Genomic DNA, 19,886 nt, shown 5'->3' on the forward strand with positions numbered 1-19,886 from the left:
GCCCCGGTTCCCGCGCCGGCGTCCGGCGCCGCGCACGCGCCCTCCGCCGCCGCGAGCGCTCCGCCGGCCGGTGCGGCGGCGGGCGCGGCGGCGGACACGATCTGCGACCAGGCCGAGCGGTTCGGCCGGTGGGCGGCCGGTTCCGAGCAGGCCCGGCTGTGCCGCAGCATCTACGGCTGAGCGGGCGGCGGGTCCGCCGGGTCCGCGTCGAGCGGCGCCCGCAGACGCGTCCCGTACGGTGCCTGCACGGTCCCTTCGCGGTGCGGGGTGGGTCGGCGAGGACGGCGCGCAGCGGTCCGCCGGAACGGCCGGCGGGCCGCGGGGCTCGTCCGGGCGCCGGCCGTGCCGCCGGGCGTACGCGGCCCGGCCCGCCGCACGGAAACGCCGCCGCCGCGGGGCATCCGGTCGCCGCACGGGACCGGCCGCCCGGGCCCCGGGTGGAGCCGGATGAGCGGCGACCGGGACAATCATGATCATGTTCGAACACGAAACACCGGAGACCGATCCCGCACCGCTCACCGTCGTGGCCGCCGCCGTGGTCGAGGACGGCCGGCTCCTGGTCGTCAGCAAGAAGGCGGCACCGGACGTCTACTACCTCCCCGGCGGCAAGCCGGACGCCGGGGAGGGGCCGCTCTCGGCGCTGACCCGCGAGCTGGCGGAGGAGCTGGGCGCGGCCCCGGTCGGACCGCGCCACCTCGCCGAGATCAATGCGGTCGCGGCACTGGAGGGAGTGCCGATGCGGATGACCGTGTTCCAGGCCGGGCTCGACCGCGCGCCCGCCCCCGCGGCCGAACTCGCCGCGCTGCGCTGGACGGACGGACTCGACCCCGACCTGCGGCTGGCTCCCGCCGTCCGCGACCAGCTGCTCCCGCTGCTGCGCGAGCGCGGTCTGCTGCCGGGGCCGGCCCGGGCCTGATCCACGGGGCCCCGCCCGGACCGGGCCGGGGGCACCCCCGGCCCGGTCCCGGCCCGTCACCGCCGCTACCGGGCGGTGAGCGCCTTGGTCAGCTTCTCGAACCGCAGATCCGCGCGGAGCGGGATGCCGAAGCGCTCGTCCCCGTACGGGAAGGGCGCGTGGACGCCGGTGCGGTGGAAGCCGCGGCGCTCGTACCAGGCAATCAGCTCGGCACGCTGCTCGATCACCGTCATCTCCATCTCCACCGCGCCCCACTCCTCGGCCGCGTACCGCTCGGCCCGCGCGAGCACGGCCCGCCCGAGGCCGCCGCCCTGCCGGCCGGGGCGCACCGAGAACATCCCGAAGTAGGCGTGCTCGCCCCGGCGTTCCAGCTGGCAGCAGGCGAGCAGTTCGCCGTCCAGCTCGGCGAGCAGCACCACCCCGTCGGGGTGGGTGACGGCCGCGGTGACGCCCTCGGTGTCGGTGCGCTGACCCTCCAGCAGATCGGCCTCGGTGGTCCAGCCGGCCCGGCTGGCGTCGCCCCGGTAGGCGGACTCGACCAGGGCGAGCAGGGCGGGGACGTCGGCGGTGGTCGCGGTGCGGAAGCCGAGCCGGTCGGCGGCGACGGCCTCGGCGGCCGCTCGGGTGCTGCTCTCGGGCACGGGGGCCTCTTCTCGGGCGGTCCCGGACGAACGGCCCGGGCGGGCGGCGGCCGTTCGGCCGATCCCTGGCATGGTGCCACAGCCGGCCGGGCCCCCGACCTGCCCCGACGCCCCCTCCGGGCGCGGCCGGCCCCGCCCCGGACGCGCCGCCGGGCGGGGCGTCCAGCAGCCGGACGCCTCCCCGGGCCCCGCACCCCCTCCGGCAGGATGGCCGGGACGACCGCCCCACCCCTCCCACCAGACCCACTCACCCCGGAGACCCCATGACGACCGTCGAGATCCCCGGCTCCAAGTCGGTCACCGCGCGGGCGCTGTTCCTCGCCGCCGCCGCCGACGGCACCACCACCCTGCTCCGGCCGCTGAGCTCGGACGACACCGAGGGCTTCGCCGAGGGCCTGCGCACGCTCGGCTACGCGCTCACCCGGGAGGAGGACGGCTGGACGATCGGGGGACGCCCGCAGGGCCCGGCCCACGACGCCGAGGTGTACTGCCGCGACGGCGCGACCACCGGCCGCTTCCTGCCCGTGCTCGCCGCGGCCGGCCGCGGCTCCTTCCGCTTCGACGCCTCCGCCCAGCTGCGCCGGCGTCCGCTCGGCCCGCTCACCACGGCGCTGCGCACCCTGGGCGTCGACCTGCGGCACGAGGAGGCCGAGGGCCACCACCCGCTGCGGATCACCGCCGACGGCGTCTGCGGCGGGGAACTCAGCCTGGACGCGAGCCTGTCCTCGCAGTACCTCACCGCGCTGCTGCTGCTCGGCCCGCTCACCGAGCAGGGCCTGCGGATCACGGTGACCGATCTGGTCTCCGCGCCGTACGTGGAGATCACCGTCGCCATGATGCGGGCCTTCGGCGCCACCGTGACCCGCACCGGCAGCGTCTTCGAGGTGGCGCCCGGCGGCTACCGCGCCACCCGCTACGCCGTCGAGCCGGACGCCTCGACGGCGAGCTACTTCTTCGCGGCCGCCGCGCTCACCGGGCGGGAGCTGACCGTCCCGGGGCTGGGCCGCGGCGCCCTCCAGGGGGACCTGCGGTTCACCGAGGTGCTGGCCCGGATGGGCGCGCGGGTGGAGACCGGCGCGGACCGGGTCACCGTCCGGGGTCCCCGGGACGGCCGACTGTCGGGCCTGACCGTCGACATGCGCGACATCTCCGACACCATGCCGACGCTCGCCGCCCTCGCGCCGTTCGCCGACGGGCCGGTGCGGATCGAGAACGTCGCCAACACCCGGATCAAGGAATGCGACCGGCTGGACGCCTGCGCGGAGAACCTGCGCCGGCTGGGGATCGGCGTCGCCACCGGCCACGACTGGATCGAGATCCGGCCGGGCACTCCGCGCGGCACCGAACTCGCCTCGTACGGCGACCACCGGATGGTGATGTCGTTCTCCGTCACCGCGCTGCGCACGCCCGGCATCACCTTCGACGACCCCGGCTGCGTCCGCAAGACCTTCCCCGCCTTCCACGAGGTGTTCGGACAGCTGCGCGAAGAGTGGGCGACGGCCGGCTGACCGGGGCGGAAAGACCCGGCGGTCCGGGGGCGCCGGCCGCACCGCCCCCGGACCGCCGCACCACCCCCGGGTCCCCCGCCCGCCGCACCCGCGTCCGCCCAGGTGGGCGACGCCCGGGGCGGGACGGGCCGGCGGTGCGCAGCGTGCGAACGGGGGGCGGAACGACGGGGGCCACCGCCCTGTGACCCCCGTTCAGGATGGGGCCACGGGTACCTGGCGGGCTGGCACGTCCATGGCTACCCTGCTCCAGCCGGTCGCCGTCCCCGGCGCACCGGCTGTCCGCAAGTCCCACGGGTCGTCATCACGGACCAGAGGAGTGTCATGCCCAGCACTTCCCGCTCCGCCAGCCCCACCCGCAGCACCGGAAGACCGGGGAACCGCCGGCTCCCCGCGTTCGCCGCCCTCGCCACCGCGGTCGCCCTGGCCGTCGGCGTGGCCGCCCCGGCGTACGCGGCCGAGCCCGCGCCCGGCACCGCGTCCCCCTCCGGCGCGGTCCCCGCCGACAACTCCGCCGCCCGGCACGGCGGTGAGCTGCCGCCGATCCACCCCGAGCTCGACTTCGCCGGCTCCACCGTCGCCGCCCACGAGGGCCGGGGTCCCGGCGCCGCCCCCGCCGCCGCCCTCGCCGTCACCCAGACGCCCGGCCTGGACGTCTCCAGCTACCAGGGCAACGTCGCCTGGTCCACCGTGCGCGCCAACGGCGCCCGGTTCGCCTACGTCAAGGCCACCGAGGGCACCACGTACACCAACCCGTACTTCACCCAGCAGTACAACGGCTCCTACAACGCCGGCCTGATCCGCGGCGCGTACCACTTCGCCCTCCCGGACCGCTCCTCCGGCACCGCCCAGGCCAACTGGTTCGTGGACCACGGCGGCGGCTGGTCGAAGGACGGCAAGACCCTCCCGCCCGCGCTCGACATCGAGTACAACCCCTACGGCGCCACCTGCTACGGCCTCGGCCAGAGCGCCATGGTGAGCTGGATCCGCGCCTTCAGCACCACCGTGCACACCCGCACCGGCCGCTACCCCACCATCTACACCACCACCAACTGGTGGACCACCTGCACGGGCAACAACGCCTCCTTCGGCGCCACCAACCCGCTGTGGATCGCCCGGTACGCCTCCACCGTCGGCACCCTCCCGGCCGGCTGGAGCTTCCAGACGATCTGGCAGTACGCCGACTCCGGCACCTTCCCGGGCGACCAGAACCTCTTCAACGGCGCCTTCGACCGCGTCCAGGCCCTCGCCAACGGCTGATCCCGGCCCGGCCACCGGCCCGGGTGGCTGCGGAATCGTTTCCGCAGCCACCCGGGCCTCCGCGTGCCCCGGCCGCCCCGGACGGCTGCGCCCGGCGGCGGTCCGCACCCGTGCGCCGTCCTCGGTTCGGGCGATTGCGACCGGGGTGGCGGGACGAACCGGGCGGCCGGGGAATCCATGGCCCGGAAGGGCGCCTACCGGTTGTGCGCCCTCGGAAGGGAGAACAGTCATGCGTCATCGGATCGCCGTGGCCGGGATGCTGGCCGCCGCCGGAGCGCTCGCGCTCGCCGTGCCCGCGCAGGCGGCCACGGGGGTGCTGGTGGTGAACGGCCTGCCGCAGAAGGACCCGGCATCGGGGTGTTACCCGACCATCTCACCCGTGATCGTCGAGAACCTCACGGACGCGACGGTCGACGTCTACTCCGCGCCGAACTGCGGTGGGGTGGTGACGCGGTCGGTGGCCGCCGGGATGTCCGCGGCGACGCTCGGGTTCAGCTACTTCGTCCACTGACGCCGGCCCGGCGCGCGTCCGGCGGCCCGGGCGGGCACGGAACCGTCTCCGCGCCCGCCCGGGCCCCGTCGGGCCCGAGGCACCATCAAGTCCGAGGCGCGGTCGGACCTGAGGATCGGTCAGGCCGGCGGCGCCGTCAGACCCGGGGCGCGGCACCGGCCGGTGCCGGACCGCGGCCGGCGCCGGTCAGGGCCTCCAGCAGCAGCCGCCAGGCCGCGTCGTAGCCGGCCGGACCGGCCGCCTCCGGCGGGCCGAAGGAGACGTGCGGGGCGCCGTGCAGCACGGCCAGCAGCAGCTGGGCGACCAGCTCCGGCGGGCGGGGCGCCATGCCGCCCTCGCCCTGGGCCCGGCGGATCAGCACGACCAGACCGCGCTGGACGTCCTCGAAGATGTCCGGCGCCTCGGCCGGGGACGGCCGGACGGGGTGCGGCTGCGCCGGGTCCGGGATGTCGGTGGCCAGCCGGAGCGCCGCCCGCAGCCGGACGTCCTCCTTCAGCCGGTGCGCGAGGTCCAGCACCAGCCCCTCCAGCACGGCGGCGGCCTCGACGCCCGGGACGTCGCGGGTCAGCCGCATCTCGTCCCAGACCTTGCGCGAATGCGACATCAGCGCACCGGCGAGCGCGCGTTTGGACGCGAAGTGCCCGTACAACGCCCCCTTGGTCATCCCGGTCCGCTGCGCCACCGCATTGAGGGTGGCCCGGCTGTACCCCTGGGCGGAAAACTCCTCGGCCGCGGCGTCCAGCACCTTCTCCCTGGTGCGCCGCGCCCGCTCCTGCTTCATCATGTGCCCTCCCTGAAGGAAGAACATACCTTTCTGAACGAATGTTCTCAGCGGTACCCGATGTGCGCAGCGGACACAACTGATGACAGAACATTCATGAATTCTTCCTTCCGCACGCTCGCGCGGGCCGCGGCCGGACCGCTACATTGCGACGCCCCCGCCACCCCGCCCCCCAGGAGCCGACCATGCCCGAGTCCGACCAGGCCACCCCGTTCCTGGTGCGGCCCATCGTCACCCGGCGGGGCCCCGACCCCAAGCAGGACCGGGCGGCACGCACCAGGACGCTGGTGCTCACCGCGGCCGCCGAACTGTTCGCGGCCCGGGGCTTCCGCCAGACCTCGGTGAAGGACGTGGCCGACCGGGTGGCGATGACCAAGGGCGCCGTCTACTTCCACTACCCGACCAAGGAGGCCCTCGCGGTGGCCGTGGTCGAACAGCACTACGCGCGCTGGCCCGCCCTGCTCGCGGAGGTCACCGCCGCGGGGCACGGACCGCTGGAGACCTCGGCGCGTCTGCTGGCGGGGGCGGCGGCCGCCTTCCGGGACGACATCGTCGTCCGGGCCGGGGCCCGGCTGCAGATCGAACGGCCGGAGATCGACGCCGAGTTGCCGACGCCGTACGTGGACTGGACCCGGTTGCTGGCCGCCCTGCTGAGACGCGCCGAGGCGGCCGGCGAGCTGCGCGCCGGGGTCTGCCCGCAGGCGGCGGCCCGGTCACTGGTGGCCGCGCTCTTCGGCACCCAGCAGATCTCCGACGTCCTGCACGAGCGCTCGCAGATCGCCGAACGCTGGGCGGAGACCTCCGAGTTGCTGTTCCGGGCGATCCGGGCGTAGCGGGCGGCCGAGGGCGCCTCCGGCCGCCCGCCGCGCCGGTCACCGCGCCGGCGGCCGGCCCGCCGCCGGGACGCGCTCCGCGCCCGTACCGGCCGGCGCGGGCGCCGCGCCCCGGGTGGTCGCCCGGGCGGTGGCCGCGGCCACCAGGGCCAGCACGGTCGCCGCGAGCGGGAACCAGCGCTCGCCGAGCAGGGCGATCGCCGCGCTGCCGGCCGCGCCGCCCGCCGCCGTCCCCAGGTAGAGGGCGCTGCTGTTGAGCGAGATCAGCAGCTGGGCGTTGGCCGGGTCCAGCGAGGCGAGCCGGTGCGGCAGCGCGACCGAGATCGCCCACCCGGCCAGCGGGGTGACCACGGCGTAGGCGAGCGCGCCGGGCATCGAGCGCCCGGCCCAGGGCAGCGCGGTGAACGCGGCCGCCGCCACCGTGCTGCCGACCAGCAGCACCCGCCGGACGCCGACCCGGTCCACCAGCCGCCCGCCCAGCCAGCTGCCCGCCACCGAGGCGACGCCCGCGACCAGCAGCACCAGGCTCAGCCGCTCCGCCCGGCCGCCGGTGGCCGGGGCGACGGCGGTGGCCAGGTAGATGTAGACCGACTGGAAGGCGAGGAAGAACACCAGGGTGGTCGAGGCGGCGCCGAGCACCCGGCGGTCGCGCAGCGGCGCCAGCCGGTCGCGCAGACCGGGGGCGGCGGCCGGCACCGGCAGTTCGCGCAGCAACAGCGCCAGCCCGGCCAGCGCGACCGCGCTCAGCGCCGTCACCAGCCACATCGTCAGCCGCCAGTCGGTGCGCCCGACCCAGGTGCCGAGCGGCACGCCGAGCGCGGTGGCGACGGTCATGCCGCCGAGCACCGTGGCCAGCGCCCGGCCGCGCCGCTCGGGGGCGACCAGGGTGGTGGCGACCGCGTTGGCGGTCGGGGTGTAGAGCGCGGCTCCGGCGGCGGCCAGCACCCGGGTCGCCAGCAGCGTGCCGAACGAGGGGGCGAGCGCGCTGAGCGCGTTGGCGGCGCCGAACACGGTCAGTGCGGTGAGCAGCAGGCGGCGGCGCGGCCAGCGGGCGGTGAGGGCGGCGAGCGGCGGGGCGAGCAGCGCGTAGCCGAGGGCAAAGACGGTCACCAGCTGGCCGGCGGCGGTGACCGAGACCCCGAGGTCGTCGGAGACCGGGCCGAGGATGCCGGCGACGACCATGGCGTCGGTGCCGACGGCGAAGGTGCCGAGGGCGAGCAGGAGCAGGCGGACGGGCACGTCGATCCCCCCAGGACGGACATTGTTGGACGTGTGGGCAACAGTTTGATGCTCGCCAAACAGTACGGATTGGTGGATGATTGTCAAACCGTCCTGTTCCGGCGCCCACCCCGCGCCCCACCCCGAGGAGGCCGCCGGCCATGTCCGACGACGAGCGGCTGCCCCAGCCCGCCCCCGCCGAGATCGATCTGGTCACCGTGCTGCACGCCCTCGGCGACCCGGTCCGGCTGCGCCTGCTGACCAGCTACGCGGACGGCGCCGAGCACTCCTGCGACCCCCGCCACCTCGGCCTCGAACACCTCCACAAGTCGACCGTCTCGCACCACATGCGGGTGCTGCGCGAGGCCGGCGTCACCAGCACCCGGGTCGCCGGGCGCCACCGGTACGTCTCGCTGCGCCGGACCGACCTCGACGCCCGCTTCCCCGGCCTGCTGGACGCCCTGCTCGCCGCCGCCCCGGCACCCGCGCCGGCGGACTGAGCGCACCGGAGCCCGCACCGGCGGGCCGGACGCCGCGGCCGGGACGGCGGCGGCGCGGATCGGCACGACGGCGGCGCGGATCGGCACGGCGGCGGGCGGCCGTGACGGCCCAGGACGCCGGCGGTCCCGGCGCGCCGCACCCGGTGCCGCGGCGGTTCGGGTCGGCCGGGCGCCGCCCCGGGCCGTGCTCCACGGCGGAGACGCACGAACCGCGCCACCGCACCGCCGTCAAGGACGGCCGAGGGGAGCCGCGCTCAGAGCGCGGCGCCCAGCATCCTGAGCACCAGCTCCCCGTAGCGGCGGCCGAGTTCCTCCGGCGTCTCGCTGCTGCGGTCGGTGTACCAGCGGGACACGTCGATCCCCAGCGAGGTGACCGCGCGGGCGGCCGTGCGCACCTCGGCGACCTCGAAGTCCCCGGCCGCCCGGCCCGCCTCGATGAGTTCGGCGACCTCGCGCTCGATGTCCAGCCGCAGCGCCGCGACCACCGTGTAGGCGTCCTGCGGAAGCGCGTGCAGCTCGTAGTTGACCACCCGGCCGACCGTCCGGGCCCGGGCGTGCCAGGCGGTGAACTCCTCGACCAGGTGCCGCATCCGCGCCACCGGACCGCCCTCGCCGGCCACCGCCGCGCGGACCAGTTCGAGCGTCGCGGCGTGCCCGGCCCGGCTGATCTCCGCCAGCAGGGCCGCCTTGGAGGGGTAGTGGATGTACAGCGCGGCCGGGCTCATCCCGGCGCCGGTGGCGATGTCCCGGGTGGTGGTGGCGTGGAAGCCGCGCTCGGCGAAGGACTCCACGGCGGCCTGGAGCAACCGGTACGCCGCCTCCGGGCGGGAGTCGGCGCCGCCGGGCAGGGCGGGCCAGAGGTCGGCGATGGGCGTGCTGGTCATGGCGCCATCCTCGCAGATCGGTCGGCCGGGCAGCCGCACGGGCGTTCGGCCCGCGGGGCCGCCGCGGACTGTTGACAGGGTCCCGCACCGGCACCATGCTGAGCAAGCGCTTGGTCAGAGCCTCGTTCGTCTGGTCGGCGGCCCGGTCGGCCGCACTCCAGGCCGAAAGGACCCCCGTGGTGAACTCCTTCAAGGGCCGGGTGGCCGTCGTCACCGGGTCGAGCCGGGGCATCGGCCTCGGCATCGCACGCGAGCTGATCGCCCGGGGGGCCAGGGTCTGCCTCACCGCCCGGACCCCGGAACCGCTCGCCGAGGCGGTCCACGACCTCGGCGGCCCGGAGGTCGCCATCGGTGTCGCCGGCCGCGCCGACGACCCGGCCCACCAGGAGGAGGCGGTCACCCGCACCCTGGAGGCCTTCGGCCGCCTCGACCACCTGGTCAACAACACCGGCATCAACCCCGTCCACGGCCCGGTGCTGACCGTCGACGAGGCCGCCGCCGCCAAGATCCTCGCCGTCAACGTGCTCGCCCCGCTGGCCTGGACCCGCCGCGCGCACGCCGCCTGGATGGGCGAGCACGGCGGCTCGGTGGTCAACGTCGCCTCGGTGGCCGGGATCCGCGCCTCCCCCGGGATCGGCATGTACGGGGTCTCCAAGGCCGCGTTGATCCGGCTCACCGCCGAACTCGCCGCCGAGCTGGGCCCGCAGGGCATCCGGGTCAACGCCGTCGCCCCCGCCGTGGTGAAGACGAGGTTCGCCGAGGCCCTGTACGAGGGCCGCGAGGAGCAGGTCGCCGCCGCCTACCCGCTCGGCTGGCTCGGCGTGCCCGAGGACGTCGCGGGCGCCGTCGCCTTCCTGCTCTCCCCCGAAGCGGCGTGGATCACCGGGCAGACCGTGGTGGTGGACGGCGGCGTGACCCTCGGCGGCGGCCTGTGAGCCTCGGCGGCGGCCTGTGACCGACGGCGCGGCGGGCGGCACGGCGGGCGGCGTCCCGGCGGCCGCGCCGCCCGCCGGGCAGGGCGTGGCGGCCACCCGCACCCGCCCGCGGATCACCAGGCCGCGTCGGTGCCCGCCGCGATGACGTCCAGGGCCGGGCGCGGGGCGCGGCCGAGCAGGGCCGCGAGGTCGCCGGGCCTGCCGGGCCCGGCCAGGAAGCCGTGCGCGACGGCCGAGCACGTGCCCGTCAGCATCGGGACCTGGAAGGCCTCGGCGCCCGAGGCCGCGACCGCCGCCCGGGCCTGCGCCAGGGTGGCGGGGCGGTACTCGACCGGGCGGCCGGTGGCGCGGGTGAGCGCGGCGGCGACGTCGGCGCCGCCGACCGCCTCCTCGCCGACCAGCTCGTAGACCCGGCCCGCGTGCCCGGCCGGTGCCAGGGCCACCGTCGCCGCGACCTCGGCGAGGTCGGCCCGGGCGACCGCCGCCAGCCGGCCGTCGCCCAGCGGGGCGGTGATCACGCCCTCGGCGTCCGGGCGGGCGAGGAGGCCCAGCAGCTCGGCGTAGAGGCCGTTGCGCAGGATCGTCCAGCGCAGGGTGGCCGACGTGCGCAGCCGCCGCTCGGTCCAGCGGTGGGCCAGGGCGTAGGCGAGGTGGTCGCCGTCGCCGGAGAGGCTGGTGTAGACGACGTGCTCGACACCGGCGCGTTCGGCCGCCTCGATCGCCGCCCGGTGCCGGGCGATCACCACGTCGTCCTCGCCGTAGCCGGCCGAGATCAGCAGCAGGGTGCGCACCCCGGTGAAGGCGGCGTCCAGGGTCTGCGGCCGGTCGAAGTCCACCGTCCGCACCGGGATGCCGGCCTCCGGTGCCCGCTGCGGGGTGCGGCTGCCCGCCAGCACGTCCCCCGGGCCGCCGGGCCGTGCGGCCAGCCGCTCCAGCACCAGCGATCCGAGACCGCCGTTCACACCCGTGACGAGAAGCATCGTTTCCTCCAGGAAGTCGGGGACCGGGCCCGCGTCCCCGCGCGGCGGCCCGGTGACCATCCTCGGTAGCCTGGAGGTCCGGCGTAAGGAGGCACTTCGATGTCAGTGGGGCACACCGCGGTAACCACGCCGGACGGCACCGACCGTCCGGTGGTCTGGTGCGAGGACGGCGTGGACTGCGGGATCCGTGACCTGCTGAACCGCCTCGGTGACCGGTGGACCGTCCTGGTGGTGGTCGAACTCGCCCAGGGGGTGCGGCGGTTCCGCGAGCTGCAGCGCGCCGTGCCGGGGATCTCGCAGCGGATGCTCACCCTGACGGTGCGCCGTCTGGAGCGCGACGGCCTGGTCTCCCGCACCGTCCACCCCACGATCCCGCCGCAGGTGGAGTACGCGCTGACGCCGCTCGGGCACAGTCTGACCCACCTGGTGCGGGCGATGGCCGACTGGTCCTACGACCACCACGACGCCATCGCCGCCTCCCGGCAGTCCTGGGACGCCGCCAACCCCGGTTCCGAGTTGGCACACTGACGGACCGTCACCGCTCGAAGCGGACCTCCGGGAAGCGCGGCGAGGGCCCGTCCAGCAGGTGGTCGTCGTGGCCGCGCAGCCAGCGGTCGAAGAAGGAGCCGACGTACGCGCGGGTGGCGGCCACCGCCCGCTCCGGCCGGACGTCGCCGATGTCGCCGCGCACGGCCTCCTGCGGCACCGCGCCCTGGTGGGCCAGCTGGGGCAGCAGCGCCTGCGCGTCGGTGTACGAGCCGTGCCGCGATCCCAGCAGGGTGACGTCCGCCTTCCAGCCCCGGGTGTGCTGCCAGAAGGCCGCCCAGCCGGGCTGCGCGGTGTAGGGGCCGGAGTCCTCGCTCTCGGTTCCCATCAGCAGGAACGGGCGGTCCAGGCCGTCCTCGGCGACGCCGCCCAGGTGCACGCCGGTGCCGTCGGGGCCGGGGAAGTGCAGCTGGCCGTCCAGGTTGACGCCGGCCTTGATCCGGGGGTCGTCGTGCATGGCCTGGGCGGCGGTGAACCCGCCGGCGGAGTGGCCGGCCATGCCGATCCGGTCGAGGTCCAGTGAACCGGCCAGGGCCGCCGGGAGCCGGCCGTCGCTGCGCAGCGCGGCCAGTTCGTCCAGCACGAAGCGGATGTCGGCGACCCGGGTGTCCATCGCCTTGCGGAGCATCGCGCCGATGTCGAGGCCGGGCCGGCCGGCCAGCGTGGGGAGGACGGAGGTGACGAGCCGGCCGTCCGGGAAGGCGACCTCGGAGGCGTCGTAGGGGTGGTCGACGGTGACCACCACGTAGCCGCGCGAGGCGAGGTCCTCGACCAGGGCGGTCCCCCAGGTGCGGGGGTCGCCGAGCCCGGCCGACCAGAGCACCACGGGGCGCGGCCCGGCGCCGAGCAGCGGCGGGGCGTCCGGGCGGGCGTGGGTGCGGACCCAGGTCCAGTCGGTGCGGTCGGGCAGCGCGCCGTAGTTGAGGACGGCGGCGCCGTCCGGGCCGCCGAAGTGCCGACCGGCGCGTGAGGCCATGTAGGGCGCGCGTTCCCTGCCGTACACCGGGCGGGTGGCCGGGTACCAGAGGCTGATCATCAGTTCGCGGTCGCGCCCCGGCTGCCAGGGGTCGGTGCGGCCGGAGTCCACCAGGCGCAGCGCGGTGGTGCCGACGGGGTAGGGGCCGGTGGGCCGCGGCAGCGCGGCCCGGGCGAGCCGCTCGGCGACGGCCGGGGCGGCGGAGGCGGAGGCGGGCACGGCCGCCGCCCCGCCGCCCCCGCCCAGGACCGTGGTGGCCGCCAGGGCGACGGCCACGCCCCGGTGCAGGCCCCGCGGGCCCCGCGCGTCCTGTCCCCGGCCCCACTCGCGCATGGTCCCCAACTCCCGTCCGACCTGCGGCGGCCCGCCGCCCTTCGCGGCCGGCCCGTACGGCGACGGTACGGGCCGGACCGGTGCGCGGACGTCATACCGCGGTGCCAACCCGCCGGGTGCTACCCCGGTATGACCCGGCCGGGGGCATCGCACCACGGCGCTACACCGGGGGCGCGGGCTCAGCGGTACCGGCGCAGCTCCCGCCGGGCCAGGGAGCGCTTGTGCACCTCGTCCGGGCCGTCCGCCAGCCGGAGCGTCCGGGCGAAGGCCCAGAGCGCGGCGAGCGGGGTGTCCTGGCTGACGCCGGCCGCGCCGTGCGCCTGGACGGCCTTGTCGAGGATCCACTCGACGGTGCGCGGGGTGGCGATCTTGATGGCCTGAATCCCGGTGTGCGCGCCGCGGTTGCCGACGGTGTCCATCAGCCAGGCCGTCTTCAGCACCAGCAGCCGCAACTGCTCGATGCGGACCCGGGATTCGGCGATCCAGTCCTGCACCACGCCCTGGTCGGCGAGCGGCGCGCCGAAGGCGGTGCGCTCCAGGACGCGCCGGCAGGTCAGCTCCAGCGCGCGTTCGGCGGTGCCGATCAGCCGCATGCAGTGGTGGATCCGGCCGGGGCCGAGCCGGGCCTGGGCGATCGCGAAGCCGGAGCCCTCCTCGCCGATCAGGTTCCCGGCCGGGACGCGGACGTCCTCGAAGGTGATCTCGGCGTGGCCGCCGTGGTCGGCGTCGTCGTAGCCGAAGACGGTCATGCCGCGCCGCACGGTCACGCCGGGGGTGTCGCGCGGCACCAGGATCATGCTCTGCTGACGGTGCTCGTCCGCCCGCGGGTCGGTCTTGCCCATCACGATGAGGATGCGGCAGTCCGGGTTCATCGCGCCGCTGATGTACCACTTGCGGCCGTTGACGACGTACGCGTCGCCGTCGCGTTCGATCCGGGTGGCGATGTTGGCGGCGTCGGAGGAGGCGACCTCGGGCTCGGTCATCGCGAAGGCGGAGCGGATGCGGGCGTCGAGCAGCGGCTCCAGCCAGCGTTCGCGCTGCTCGTCGCTGCCGAACTCGGCGAGCAGTTCCATGTTCCCGGTGTCGGGGGCGGCGCAGTTGAGGGCGGGCGGGGCGAGGTGCGGGCTGCGGCCGGTGATCTCGGCGAGCGGGGCGTACTGGAGGTTGGTCAGCCCGGCGCCGTGCTTCCCGGGCAGGAAGAGGTTCCACAGTCCCTGGGCGCGCGCCTCCGCCCGCAGGTCGGCGACCACCGCCGGCACCTCCCAGGCGGGCCGCCGCGGGTCGGCGAGCTGGGCGGCCAGCACCGGTTCGGCGGGGTGGACGTGCCGCTCCATGAACACGGTGAGCCGCTCGCTCAGTTCGAGGGTGCGCCGGTCGTAGGCGAAGTCCATCGGTCAGTGTCCCTTCAGCGTGGTGAGGCCGTGCTCGACGAGCAGGGGCGCCATGGTGCCGGCGCGCTCGAAGCCGGACCCGAGGGTGCGTCCCTGCCGGTAGCGGTAGTGGATGCCCTCGGCGACGACGGCGAGCTTGTAGCAGGCGAAGGCGACGTACCAGTCGAGGGCGGCGGCGTCCCGGCCGGTCGACCCGGCGTAGCGGGCAACGAGTTCGGCGCTGCGCGGGAAGCCGGGGGCGGTCGCGGCGGAGGGGATGAGGCCGCCGCCGACGCCGGCCAGTTCGGTGTACATCACCAGCAGCCCGACGTCGGTGAGCGGGTCGCCGAGGGTGGACATCTCCCAGTCCAGGACGGCGGCGACGGCGTCCCGCCCGTCGCGCTCGGCGACGAGGACGTTGTCGAGCCGGTAGTCGCCGTGCACCAGGGCGGGCGCCGGGGAGTCGGGGCGGGTGGCGGTGAGCAGGTCGTGCAACCGGTCGGCACCGGGCAGCTCGCGGCTGCGCGAGGCGTCCAACTGGGTGGACCAGCGGCGCAGTTGCCGCTCCAGATAGCCTTCCGGGCGGCCGAAGCCGGCCAGTCCGACGGCCTCCGGATCGATCCGGTGCAGGGCGGCGAGGGTGTCCACCAGGGCCTCGCCGATGCCGCGCACCCGCCGCTCGCCGAGGGCGGCGAGCGCGGCGGCGTCCCGGTGCACGGTGCCGGGCACGTGGGCCATCAGGTACCAGGGCGCGCCGAGCACCTCCGCGCCCGGGTCGAGGTGGACGGTGGCGGGCACCGGCACGTCGGTGTCGCGCAGGGCGGTCATCACCCGGTACTCGCGGGCCATGTCGTGCGCGGTGGCGAGCACGTGCCCGAGCGGGGGCCGGCGCAGCACCCAGTGGGTGGTGCCGTCGGTCAGCCGGTAGCTGAGGTTGGAGCGGCCGCCCTCGATCAGCTCGGCGCGCAGCGGGCCGGCGACCGTGCCGGGCAGGGCGCGGTCGAGGTGGGCGCGCAGCCGCTCCAGGTCCGGCCCGGGCGGGGCGGCGGCGGGCTCCGGCGGGGTCTCGGGCACGGGCACTCTCCATTCGTCGACCGGCGGCGCCGGGCGGGTGACTAAGCGCTTGCTCAGCATTCGGTCGACGGCGGCGCCCTGTCAATCCCCGCCGTCGCCCGCCCCGGCCCGCGGACACCCGCCGACCCGGCACGACGGACCCCGGCGGACCGTCACAATGAGCGCCATGAGGTTGATCCACACCGTCGCCGGCGTGCTGCTCCTGCTGTTCACCGTCGCCAGCATCCTGCGCACGCTCGTCGTCCCGCGCGGCCTGTACTCCTCCCTGGTGCACGGCCTGTGGCGGGCCCTGCGGACGCTGCTGCGGCTCTCCGCCGCGCCGTTCGGCACCTACCGCGCGCAGGACCGGGCGCAGACCTGGCTGGCGCCGCTGATGCTGACCGGCATGCTGGCGGTCTGGCTCGGCGGCATGCTCGTCGCCTACACCCTGATACTGCACGGCACCTCGGAGCTGGACTGGGCGGTCTCCGTGCGCGAGGCGGGCTCCAGCCTCTTCACCCTCGGCTTCGCCAGCGGCGAGCGGCTGCACCTCTCCCTGATCGACTTCCTGGCCGCCGCCAGCGGACCCCTGGTGATCGCCCTGCAGATCGCCTACCTGCCGACCCTCTACGCCGCCTACGGCCGGCGCGAACTGGAGGTGACCCTGCTGCAGTCCCGGGCCGGGGAACCCGCCTGGGGCCCCGAGCTCCTCGCCCGGCAGTCCCTGGTGGACACCGAGACCGCCCTCCCCCAGCTCTACCGGGACTGGGAGCGGCTCGCCGCCGACCTCGGCGAGAGCCACTCCAACTACCCCGTGCTGATCGCCTTCCGCTCCCCGCAGCCGCACCGCAGCTGGGTGGTCGGGCTGATCGCCGTCATGGACGCCGCCGCCGTCCACCTGGCCGTCTGCCCCCGCAGCGCCCCGCCCGAGGCACGGCTGGTGCTGCGCGCCGGGTTCACCGCGCTGCGCGACATCGCCCGCGCGCTGCGCGTCGGCTACGACCCCGACCCGGCCCCGGACACGCCGATCCGACTGGGCTACACCGAGTTCGACGCCGCCGTGGCCATGCTCGCCGCCGCCGGCTTCCCGCACGAGCGGCCCGCCGCCGAGGCCTGGCCGCACTTCCACGGGTGGCGGGTCAACTACGAGCACCTGGCCTACGAACTGGCCCGCCGCAGCGACGCCGTCCCCGCGCTGTGGACCGGCCCGCGCGACTTCCGGGCCCCGGTCATCGCGCCGGCCCGCCCCGCCGACCGGCGGCCCGCGGCCGGGCGGGGGGACTGAGCCCGGGGCGGTGGGGGCGGGGCGCTGAGCGCCGGGCGGGGGGCTACCCGGCCCGGCGCTGGGTGAAGCGCAGCATGTTGCCCGCCGGGTCGCGGAAGGCGCAGTCACGCACGCCGTAGGGCTGGTCGATCGGCTCCTGGAGCACCTGGCCGCCGGCGGCGCGGATCCGTTCGAAGGTCGCGTCGCAGTCCTCGGTGGCGAAGATGACCGCCCGCAGCAGACCCTTCGCCAGCAGCTCGGCCATCGCCTTCCGGTCGGCCGGCGAGGCGTTCGGGTCCGCCAGCGGCGGCTCCAGCACGATGTCGACGTCCGGCTGCGACGGCGCGCCGACCGTCACCCAGCGCATGTTCTCGAAGCCGACGTCGTTGCGGACCTCCAGGCCGAGGACGTCGCGGTAGAACGCGAGCGCCTTGTCGTGGTCGTCGACGGCGATGAAGCACTGCGAGAGCTTGATGTCCATGGGATTCACGCTACGGGCGGGGCGGGAGTTCCGCTCCTCACGTCCGGCGGTGGCGCGTGGCCGCGGTCCGTCGCGTCGCGTCACGGGCCCGGGCACGGCCGGACGAGCTCCGCCGGGGCCGCCCCGCCGTCCTCGCACGGCCCGCCGCGACCGGCGGGCCGTGCCGGGGCGGGTCAGAGCTCGACGGTGGCGCCGGTGGCCAGCGAGCGTTCGGCGGCGGCCAGGATCTCGACGGTGCGCAGGCCGAAGGCGGCCGAGCAGGGGTGCGGCTCGCCGGTGCGGGCGGCGGTCGTGAGGGCGTCCAGGGCGCGGTGGTAGGCCGCGAGCGGTCCCTCCCCGCGCTCCGGCAGGTGGACGGTGCCGGACTCGCCGCGCAGTTCCATCCCGGTGCCGCCGCCGGCCACCGGTGCGGTCAGGCTCAGCGCGAGGGTGCTGGAGGCGCCGCCGACGTGGCGCAGCACCAGGTGGACGGTGTCCAGCGGGCCGGCCACGGCGGTGACGGAGGTGGCGTCGCCGAGGACCGGCAGCAGCACGGAGAGCGCGTGCGGGCCGACGTCCCAGAGCGCGCCCTTCTCCTTGCGCCAGGGCGAGGCCGCGTACGGGCTGGTGGAGTCGGGGGCGAACACCGAGCCGAGCCAGTCCGAGCGGCCGGTGAACCAGCCGCCGACGGCCGCCTGCTCCTCGATCCACGGCAGCTGTTCGCCGCCGAAGCGGACGGTGAAGAACACCACCGAGGCGACCCGGTGCGCCTCGGCGGCCTCGACCACCCGGCGGGCGTCGGCGACGGTGAGCGCCACCGGCTTGTCGAGCAGCAGGTGGCAGCCGGCCTCGGCGGCGCGCACCGCGAGGCCCGCCTGCACGGTCGGGGGCAGCGCGATGGCGACGGCGTCGACCTCGGCGAGCAGCCCGTCGAGGTCGGCGTGGCCGGGCACGCCGTACGTCGCGCCGAGCGCGGCGGCCGCCTCGGGGCGGCGGCCCCAGACGCCCGCGAACTCGACGCCGGGGTGTTCCGCCAGGACGGGCGCGTGCACCCGCTCCGCCCAGGGTCCGGTGCCCAGGAGTCCGATCCGCATGCTGTTCCCACTTCTCCGTCGTGTTCGGTGCTGTTCACGCGAACGCCACTGCCGGGAGGGTGTCCGGGCAGTGGCGCGCGTCCCGGTCCGGGTGGGCCGGGGCGGACCCGGGAGGGTCCTGGCCGGTCAGTCCGCGGCGGGCGCGGTGACCGTCGGGGTGGCGGGCCCGTCCTGGGCCGCCGTGTCCTTCGCCGCGGTGCCCTGCGCCACGGTCGTCTGCGCCACGGTCTCCTGCGCCGCGGTCGCCTGCGCCGCCGCGTCCTCGGCCTCGTGGGCCTCGGCCGTCTTCGCCGCCCGGCGCTTCATCAGCCAGGCCGAGAGGGCACCGCCGGCCGCGGCGACCAGCAGGCCGATCCAGGAGAACTTGGACAGCCACTGCTCGGCGACCTTGCCGACCTGGTAGACCAGCAGGGTGGTGCCGCCGGCCCAGACGATGCCGCCGAGGACGTTGGCGATCAGGAACTTCCAGTACGGCATCCGCAGCGCGCCGGCGAGCGGCCCGGCGAAGATGCGCAGCAGAGCGATGAAGCGGCCGAAGAAGACCGCCCACATGCCCCACTTCTGGAAGGAGCGCTCGGCGGTGGCCAGGTGGTTCGGGCCGAAGTGCTTGGGGAACTTCCGCCCGAGCTTCTCGAACAGCGGCTTGCCGCCCTTGCGGCCGATCGAGTAGCCGACCGAGTCACCGATGATCGCGCCGAGGATCGCGCAGACCGCCACCCAGACCGGGCTGACCACGCCGCGGGCGGACAGCAGGGCGGCGGAGACCAGGGCGATCTCGCCGGGAAGCGGGATCCCCAGCGACTCCAGTCCGATGATCAGAGCCACCAGGGCGTACACCGCGCCCGGTGGTACGCCTTCGATCCAGGCGTCGATGTGCAGCAAGGCCAGTACCTCCGTGGCAGGACGGGGCCCACGGCGGCCCCGGACGGGGCCCGATCCGGTCCCCGCGGCCCGCACGCCGGTCCCGACGTCGTCCGAATGGCGGCACCAGGCCGCTCCCCGAGGATGCAGCCTAACGTGCCGGGCGGCCCGTCCCCCTGGCGCCGATCACCGCTGGTTACGACGTCCGCCACCGCGTCCCGGTTCCGGGACCGGCCGCTTTCGACGCCACTCCGCCGCAGGGCGGGGACCTGGATGTTTGCGGGGAAGGATCGGGGTGAGAAGGAAGCCGGGTGGGCGAGAGCGCGGGTCCGGACGGCGGCCACCCCCCTCCGCCGTCCGGGCCCGCCGCCGCCCCCGCCGGGTGCCCGGCCGCTGCGGCCCACCGGCCGTGGCCCACGGGGTGCGCCGTCGCCCGGTCGCGGAGGTCCCTCCGGACGGATCCTCCGGTCGATCCTTGCGGCGGCCGTGCGCTCGGGCCACGGCCGGAACTATCCTTCGGGAGCATGTCGAACCCTGATGCACTGCTCGTCGACATCGCCGCGATGGTGGAGTCCGAGCACAGCAACCAGATGCCCCTGACCGTGGTCGTTCCGGGCGCGGTCATCACCGGACGCCTGGCACCGCAGCGGCTGTGGCACGAGCGGGTCGGCGAGGTCCTCTCGGCCTCCGACCACCTGAAGCCCTTCGCCGCACTGTTCTCCGATCCCGCCACCTCGTCCCCCGCCCGGCCGACCCACCTGCACCTGCACGTCGCCCGCATCCTTCAGGGCAGCTACGGGCTGCCCCACAGCGGAGGCATGTACCGCATCGCCATCGCGGACATCAGCAGCTGGACGGTGGGCGACCTCAGCTACACGGACCAGTGACACCCTGCCGGGGCGGGGGGGCGCGTCCGGCCCACGGCCCCCCAGCAGGATCTAAAACAAATAAAGCACCAGCTCACA

General features: G+C 75.9%; 21 protein-coding genes and 1 pseudogene. 11 read left to right on the plus strand and 11 right to left on the minus strand.

The window, feature by feature from the left end; genetic code table 11:
* Both ACFXAM_RS17135 and ACFXAM_RS17140 read left to right on the plus strand, forming a co-directional pair.
* Positions 1-180 (plus strand): annotated as a pseudogene (locus ACFXAM_RS17135) (hypothetical protein); the annotation flags it as partial.
* A 295-nt stretch (positions 181-475) separates the two neighbouring features.
* A complete protein-coding gene (locus tag ACFXAM_RS17140; protein WP_380291959.1) occupies positions 476-916 on the plus strand; it encodes an NUDIX domain-containing protein in 441 nt (146 codons plus the stop codon).
* A gap of 65 nt (positions 917-981) precedes the next feature.
* On the opposite strand, the gene ACFXAM_RS17145 is transcribed toward ACFXAM_RS17140, so the two are convergent.
* Positions 982-1,557 (minus strand): GNAT family N-acetyltransferase, encoded by a 576-nt coding sequence (locus ACFXAM_RS17145; RefSeq protein ID WP_380291961.1) that lies wholly within the window; start codon positions 1,555-1,557, stop codon positions 982-984.
* A gap of 263 nt (positions 1,558-1,820) precedes the next feature.
* On the opposite strand from ACFXAM_RS17145, the gene aroA reads away from it, so the two are divergent.
* The 3 genes from aroA (at position 1,821) to ACFXAM_RS17160 (ending at position 4,833) form a co-directional block, all read left to right on the plus strand.
* Positions 1,821-3,065, plus strand: coding sequence for a 3-phosphoshikimate 1-carboxyvinyltransferase (gene aroA, locus ACFXAM_RS17150; protein WP_380291963.1), 1,245 nt, complete (start codon positions 1,821-1,823; stop codon positions 3,063-3,065).
* Between the two features lie 321 nt (positions 3,066-3,386).
* Positions 3,387-4,322 (plus strand): lysozyme, encoded by a 936-nt coding sequence (locus ACFXAM_RS17155; RefSeq protein WP_380291965.1) that lies wholly within the window; start codon positions 3,387-3,389, stop codon positions 4,320-4,322.
* Between the two features lie 229 nt (positions 4,323-4,551).
* Positions 4,552-4,833, plus strand: a complete 282-nt coding sequence (locus ACFXAM_RS17160) for a hypothetical protein (protein WP_380291967.1) — start codon at positions 4,552-4,554, stop codon at positions 4,831-4,833.
* Between the two features lie 136 nt (positions 4,834-4,969).
* On the opposite strand, the gene ACFXAM_RS17165 is transcribed toward ACFXAM_RS17160, so the two are convergent.
* Positions 4,970-5,617, minus strand: a complete 648-nt coding sequence (locus ACFXAM_RS17165) for a TetR family transcriptional regulator (RefSeq protein WP_380291969.1) — start codon at positions 5,615-5,617, stop codon at positions 4,970-4,972.
* A gap of 182 nt (positions 5,618-5,799) precedes the next feature.
* Here ACFXAM_RS17165 and ACFXAM_RS17170 point away from each other — a divergent pair, with 182 nt between their 5' ends.
* Positions 5,800-6,447: a ScbR family autoregulator-binding transcription factor gene (locus tag ACFXAM_RS17170; RefSeq protein WP_380291971.1), complete on the plus strand. Its 648-nt coding sequence runs from the start codon at positions 5,800-5,802 to the stop codon at positions 6,445-6,447.
* A gap of 39 nt (positions 6,448-6,486) precedes the next feature.
* On the opposite strand, the gene ACFXAM_RS17175 is transcribed toward ACFXAM_RS17170, so the two are convergent.
* Entirely contained in the window at positions 6,487-7,686 is a 1,200-nt protein-coding gene (locus tag ACFXAM_RS17175; RefSeq protein ID WP_380291974.1) for an MFS transporter, read from the minus strand.
* Positions 7,687-7,826: 140 nt separating this feature from the next.
* Here ACFXAM_RS17175 and ACFXAM_RS17180 point away from each other — a divergent pair, with 140 nt between their 5' ends.
* Entirely contained in the window at positions 7,827-8,165 is a 339-nt protein-coding gene (locus tag ACFXAM_RS17180) for an ArsR/SmtB family transcription factor (RefSeq protein ID WP_380291976.1), read from the plus strand.
* Positions 8,166-8,419: 254 nt separating this feature from the next.
* On the opposite strand, the gene ACFXAM_RS17185 is transcribed toward ACFXAM_RS17180, so the two are convergent.
* Positions 8,420-9,049 (minus strand): TetR/AcrR family transcriptional regulator, encoded by a 630-nt coding sequence (locus tag ACFXAM_RS17185; protein WP_380291978.1) that lies wholly within the window; start codon positions 9,047-9,049, stop codon positions 8,420-8,422.
* 176 nt (positions 9,050-9,225) lie between these two features.
* Here ACFXAM_RS17185 and ACFXAM_RS17190 point away from each other — a divergent pair, with 176 nt between their 5' ends.
* Positions 9,226-9,984: an SDR family oxidoreductase gene (locus tag ACFXAM_RS17190; protein WP_380291980.1), complete on the plus strand. Its 759-nt coding sequence runs from the start codon at positions 9,226-9,228 to the stop codon at positions 9,982-9,984.
* A gap of 113 nt (positions 9,985-10,097) precedes the next feature.
* On the opposite strand, the gene ACFXAM_RS17195 is transcribed toward ACFXAM_RS17190, so the two are convergent.
* Complete coding sequence (locus tag ACFXAM_RS17195; protein ID WP_380291982.1) at positions 10,098-10,964, minus strand: NAD(P)H-binding protein; 867 nt, start codon at positions 10,962-10,964, stop codon at positions 10,098-10,100.
* 99 nt (positions 10,965-11,063) lie between these two features.
* Here ACFXAM_RS17195 and ACFXAM_RS17200 point away from each other — a divergent pair, with 99 nt between their 5' ends.
* Entirely contained in the window at positions 11,064-11,492 is a 429-nt protein-coding gene (locus tag ACFXAM_RS17200) for a winged helix-turn-helix transcriptional regulator (RefSeq protein ID WP_380291984.1), read from the plus strand.
* Positions 11,493-11,499: 7 nt separating this feature from the next.
* Here the strand turns inward: ACFXAM_RS17200 and ACFXAM_RS17205 are convergent, their stop codons facing one another.
* The 3 genes from ACFXAM_RS17205 to ACFXAM_RS17215 all read right to left on the minus strand — a co-directional run bounded on the left by ACFXAM_RS17205 (position 11,500) and on the right by ACFXAM_RS17215 (position 15,263).
* Positions 11,500-12,819, minus strand: coding sequence for an alpha/beta hydrolase family protein (locus tag ACFXAM_RS17205; RefSeq protein ID WP_380291986.1), 1,320 nt, complete (start codon positions 12,817-12,819; stop codon positions 11,500-11,502).
* A gap of 179 nt (positions 12,820-12,998) precedes the next feature.
* Positions 12,999-14,210 carry an acyl-CoA dehydrogenase family protein gene (locus ACFXAM_RS17210; protein WP_380291988.1) on the minus strand — a complete coding sequence of 404 codons (1,212 nt, stop codon included), beginning with the start codon at positions 14,208-14,210 and terminating at the stop codon, positions 12,999-13,001.
* Between the two features lie 3 nt (positions 14,211-14,213).
* Positions 14,214-15,263, minus strand: coding sequence for a phosphotransferase family protein (locus tag ACFXAM_RS17215; protein ID WP_380291990.1), 1,050 nt, complete (start codon positions 15,261-15,263; stop codon positions 14,214-14,216).
* 166 nt (positions 15,264-15,429) lie between these two features.
* Here ACFXAM_RS17215 and ACFXAM_RS17220 point away from each other — a divergent pair, with 166 nt between their 5' ends.
* Positions 15,430-16,527 (plus strand): hypothetical protein, encoded by a 1,098-nt coding sequence (locus tag ACFXAM_RS17220; RefSeq protein WP_380291992.1) that lies wholly within the window; start codon positions 15,430-15,432, stop codon positions 16,525-16,527.
* A gap of 43 nt (positions 16,528-16,570) precedes the next feature.
* Here ACFXAM_RS17220 and ACFXAM_RS17225 read toward each other — a convergent pair whose 3' ends face one another.
* From ACFXAM_RS17225 to ACFXAM_RS17235, 3 genes are all read right to left on the minus strand, one after another.
* Positions 16,571-16,987, minus strand: a complete 417-nt coding sequence (locus ACFXAM_RS17225; RefSeq protein WP_380291995.1) for a VOC family protein — start codon at positions 16,985-16,987, stop codon at positions 16,571-16,573.
* A 173-nt stretch (positions 16,988-17,160) separates the two neighbouring features.
* The gene (locus ACFXAM_RS17230) at positions 17,161-18,060 is read right to left on the minus strand and encodes a Gfo/Idh/MocA family protein (RefSeq protein ID WP_380291997.1); all 900 of its coding nucleotides are present in this window, start codon (positions 18,058-18,060) and stop codon (positions 17,161-17,163) included.
* A gap of 126 nt (positions 18,061-18,186) precedes the next feature.
* Positions 18,187-18,942, minus strand: coding sequence for a DedA family protein (locus ACFXAM_RS17235; RefSeq protein WP_380291999.1), 756 nt, complete (start codon positions 18,940-18,942; stop codon positions 18,187-18,189).
* A gap of 503 nt (positions 18,943-19,445) precedes the next feature.
* Between ACFXAM_RS17235 and ACFXAM_RS17240 the strand changes: the two genes are divergently transcribed.
* Complete coding sequence (locus tag ACFXAM_RS17240; protein ID WP_380292001.1) at positions 19,446-19,808, plus strand: hypothetical protein; 363 nt, start codon at positions 19,446-19,448, stop codon at positions 19,806-19,808.
* Positions 19,809-19,886 lie beyond the last annotated feature (78 nt).

The sequence above is a fragment of the Kitasatospora sp. NPDC059462 genome (assembly GCF_042749955.1).
GTDB lineage: Bacteria > Actinomycetota > Actinomycetes > Streptomycetales > Streptomycetaceae > Kitasatospora.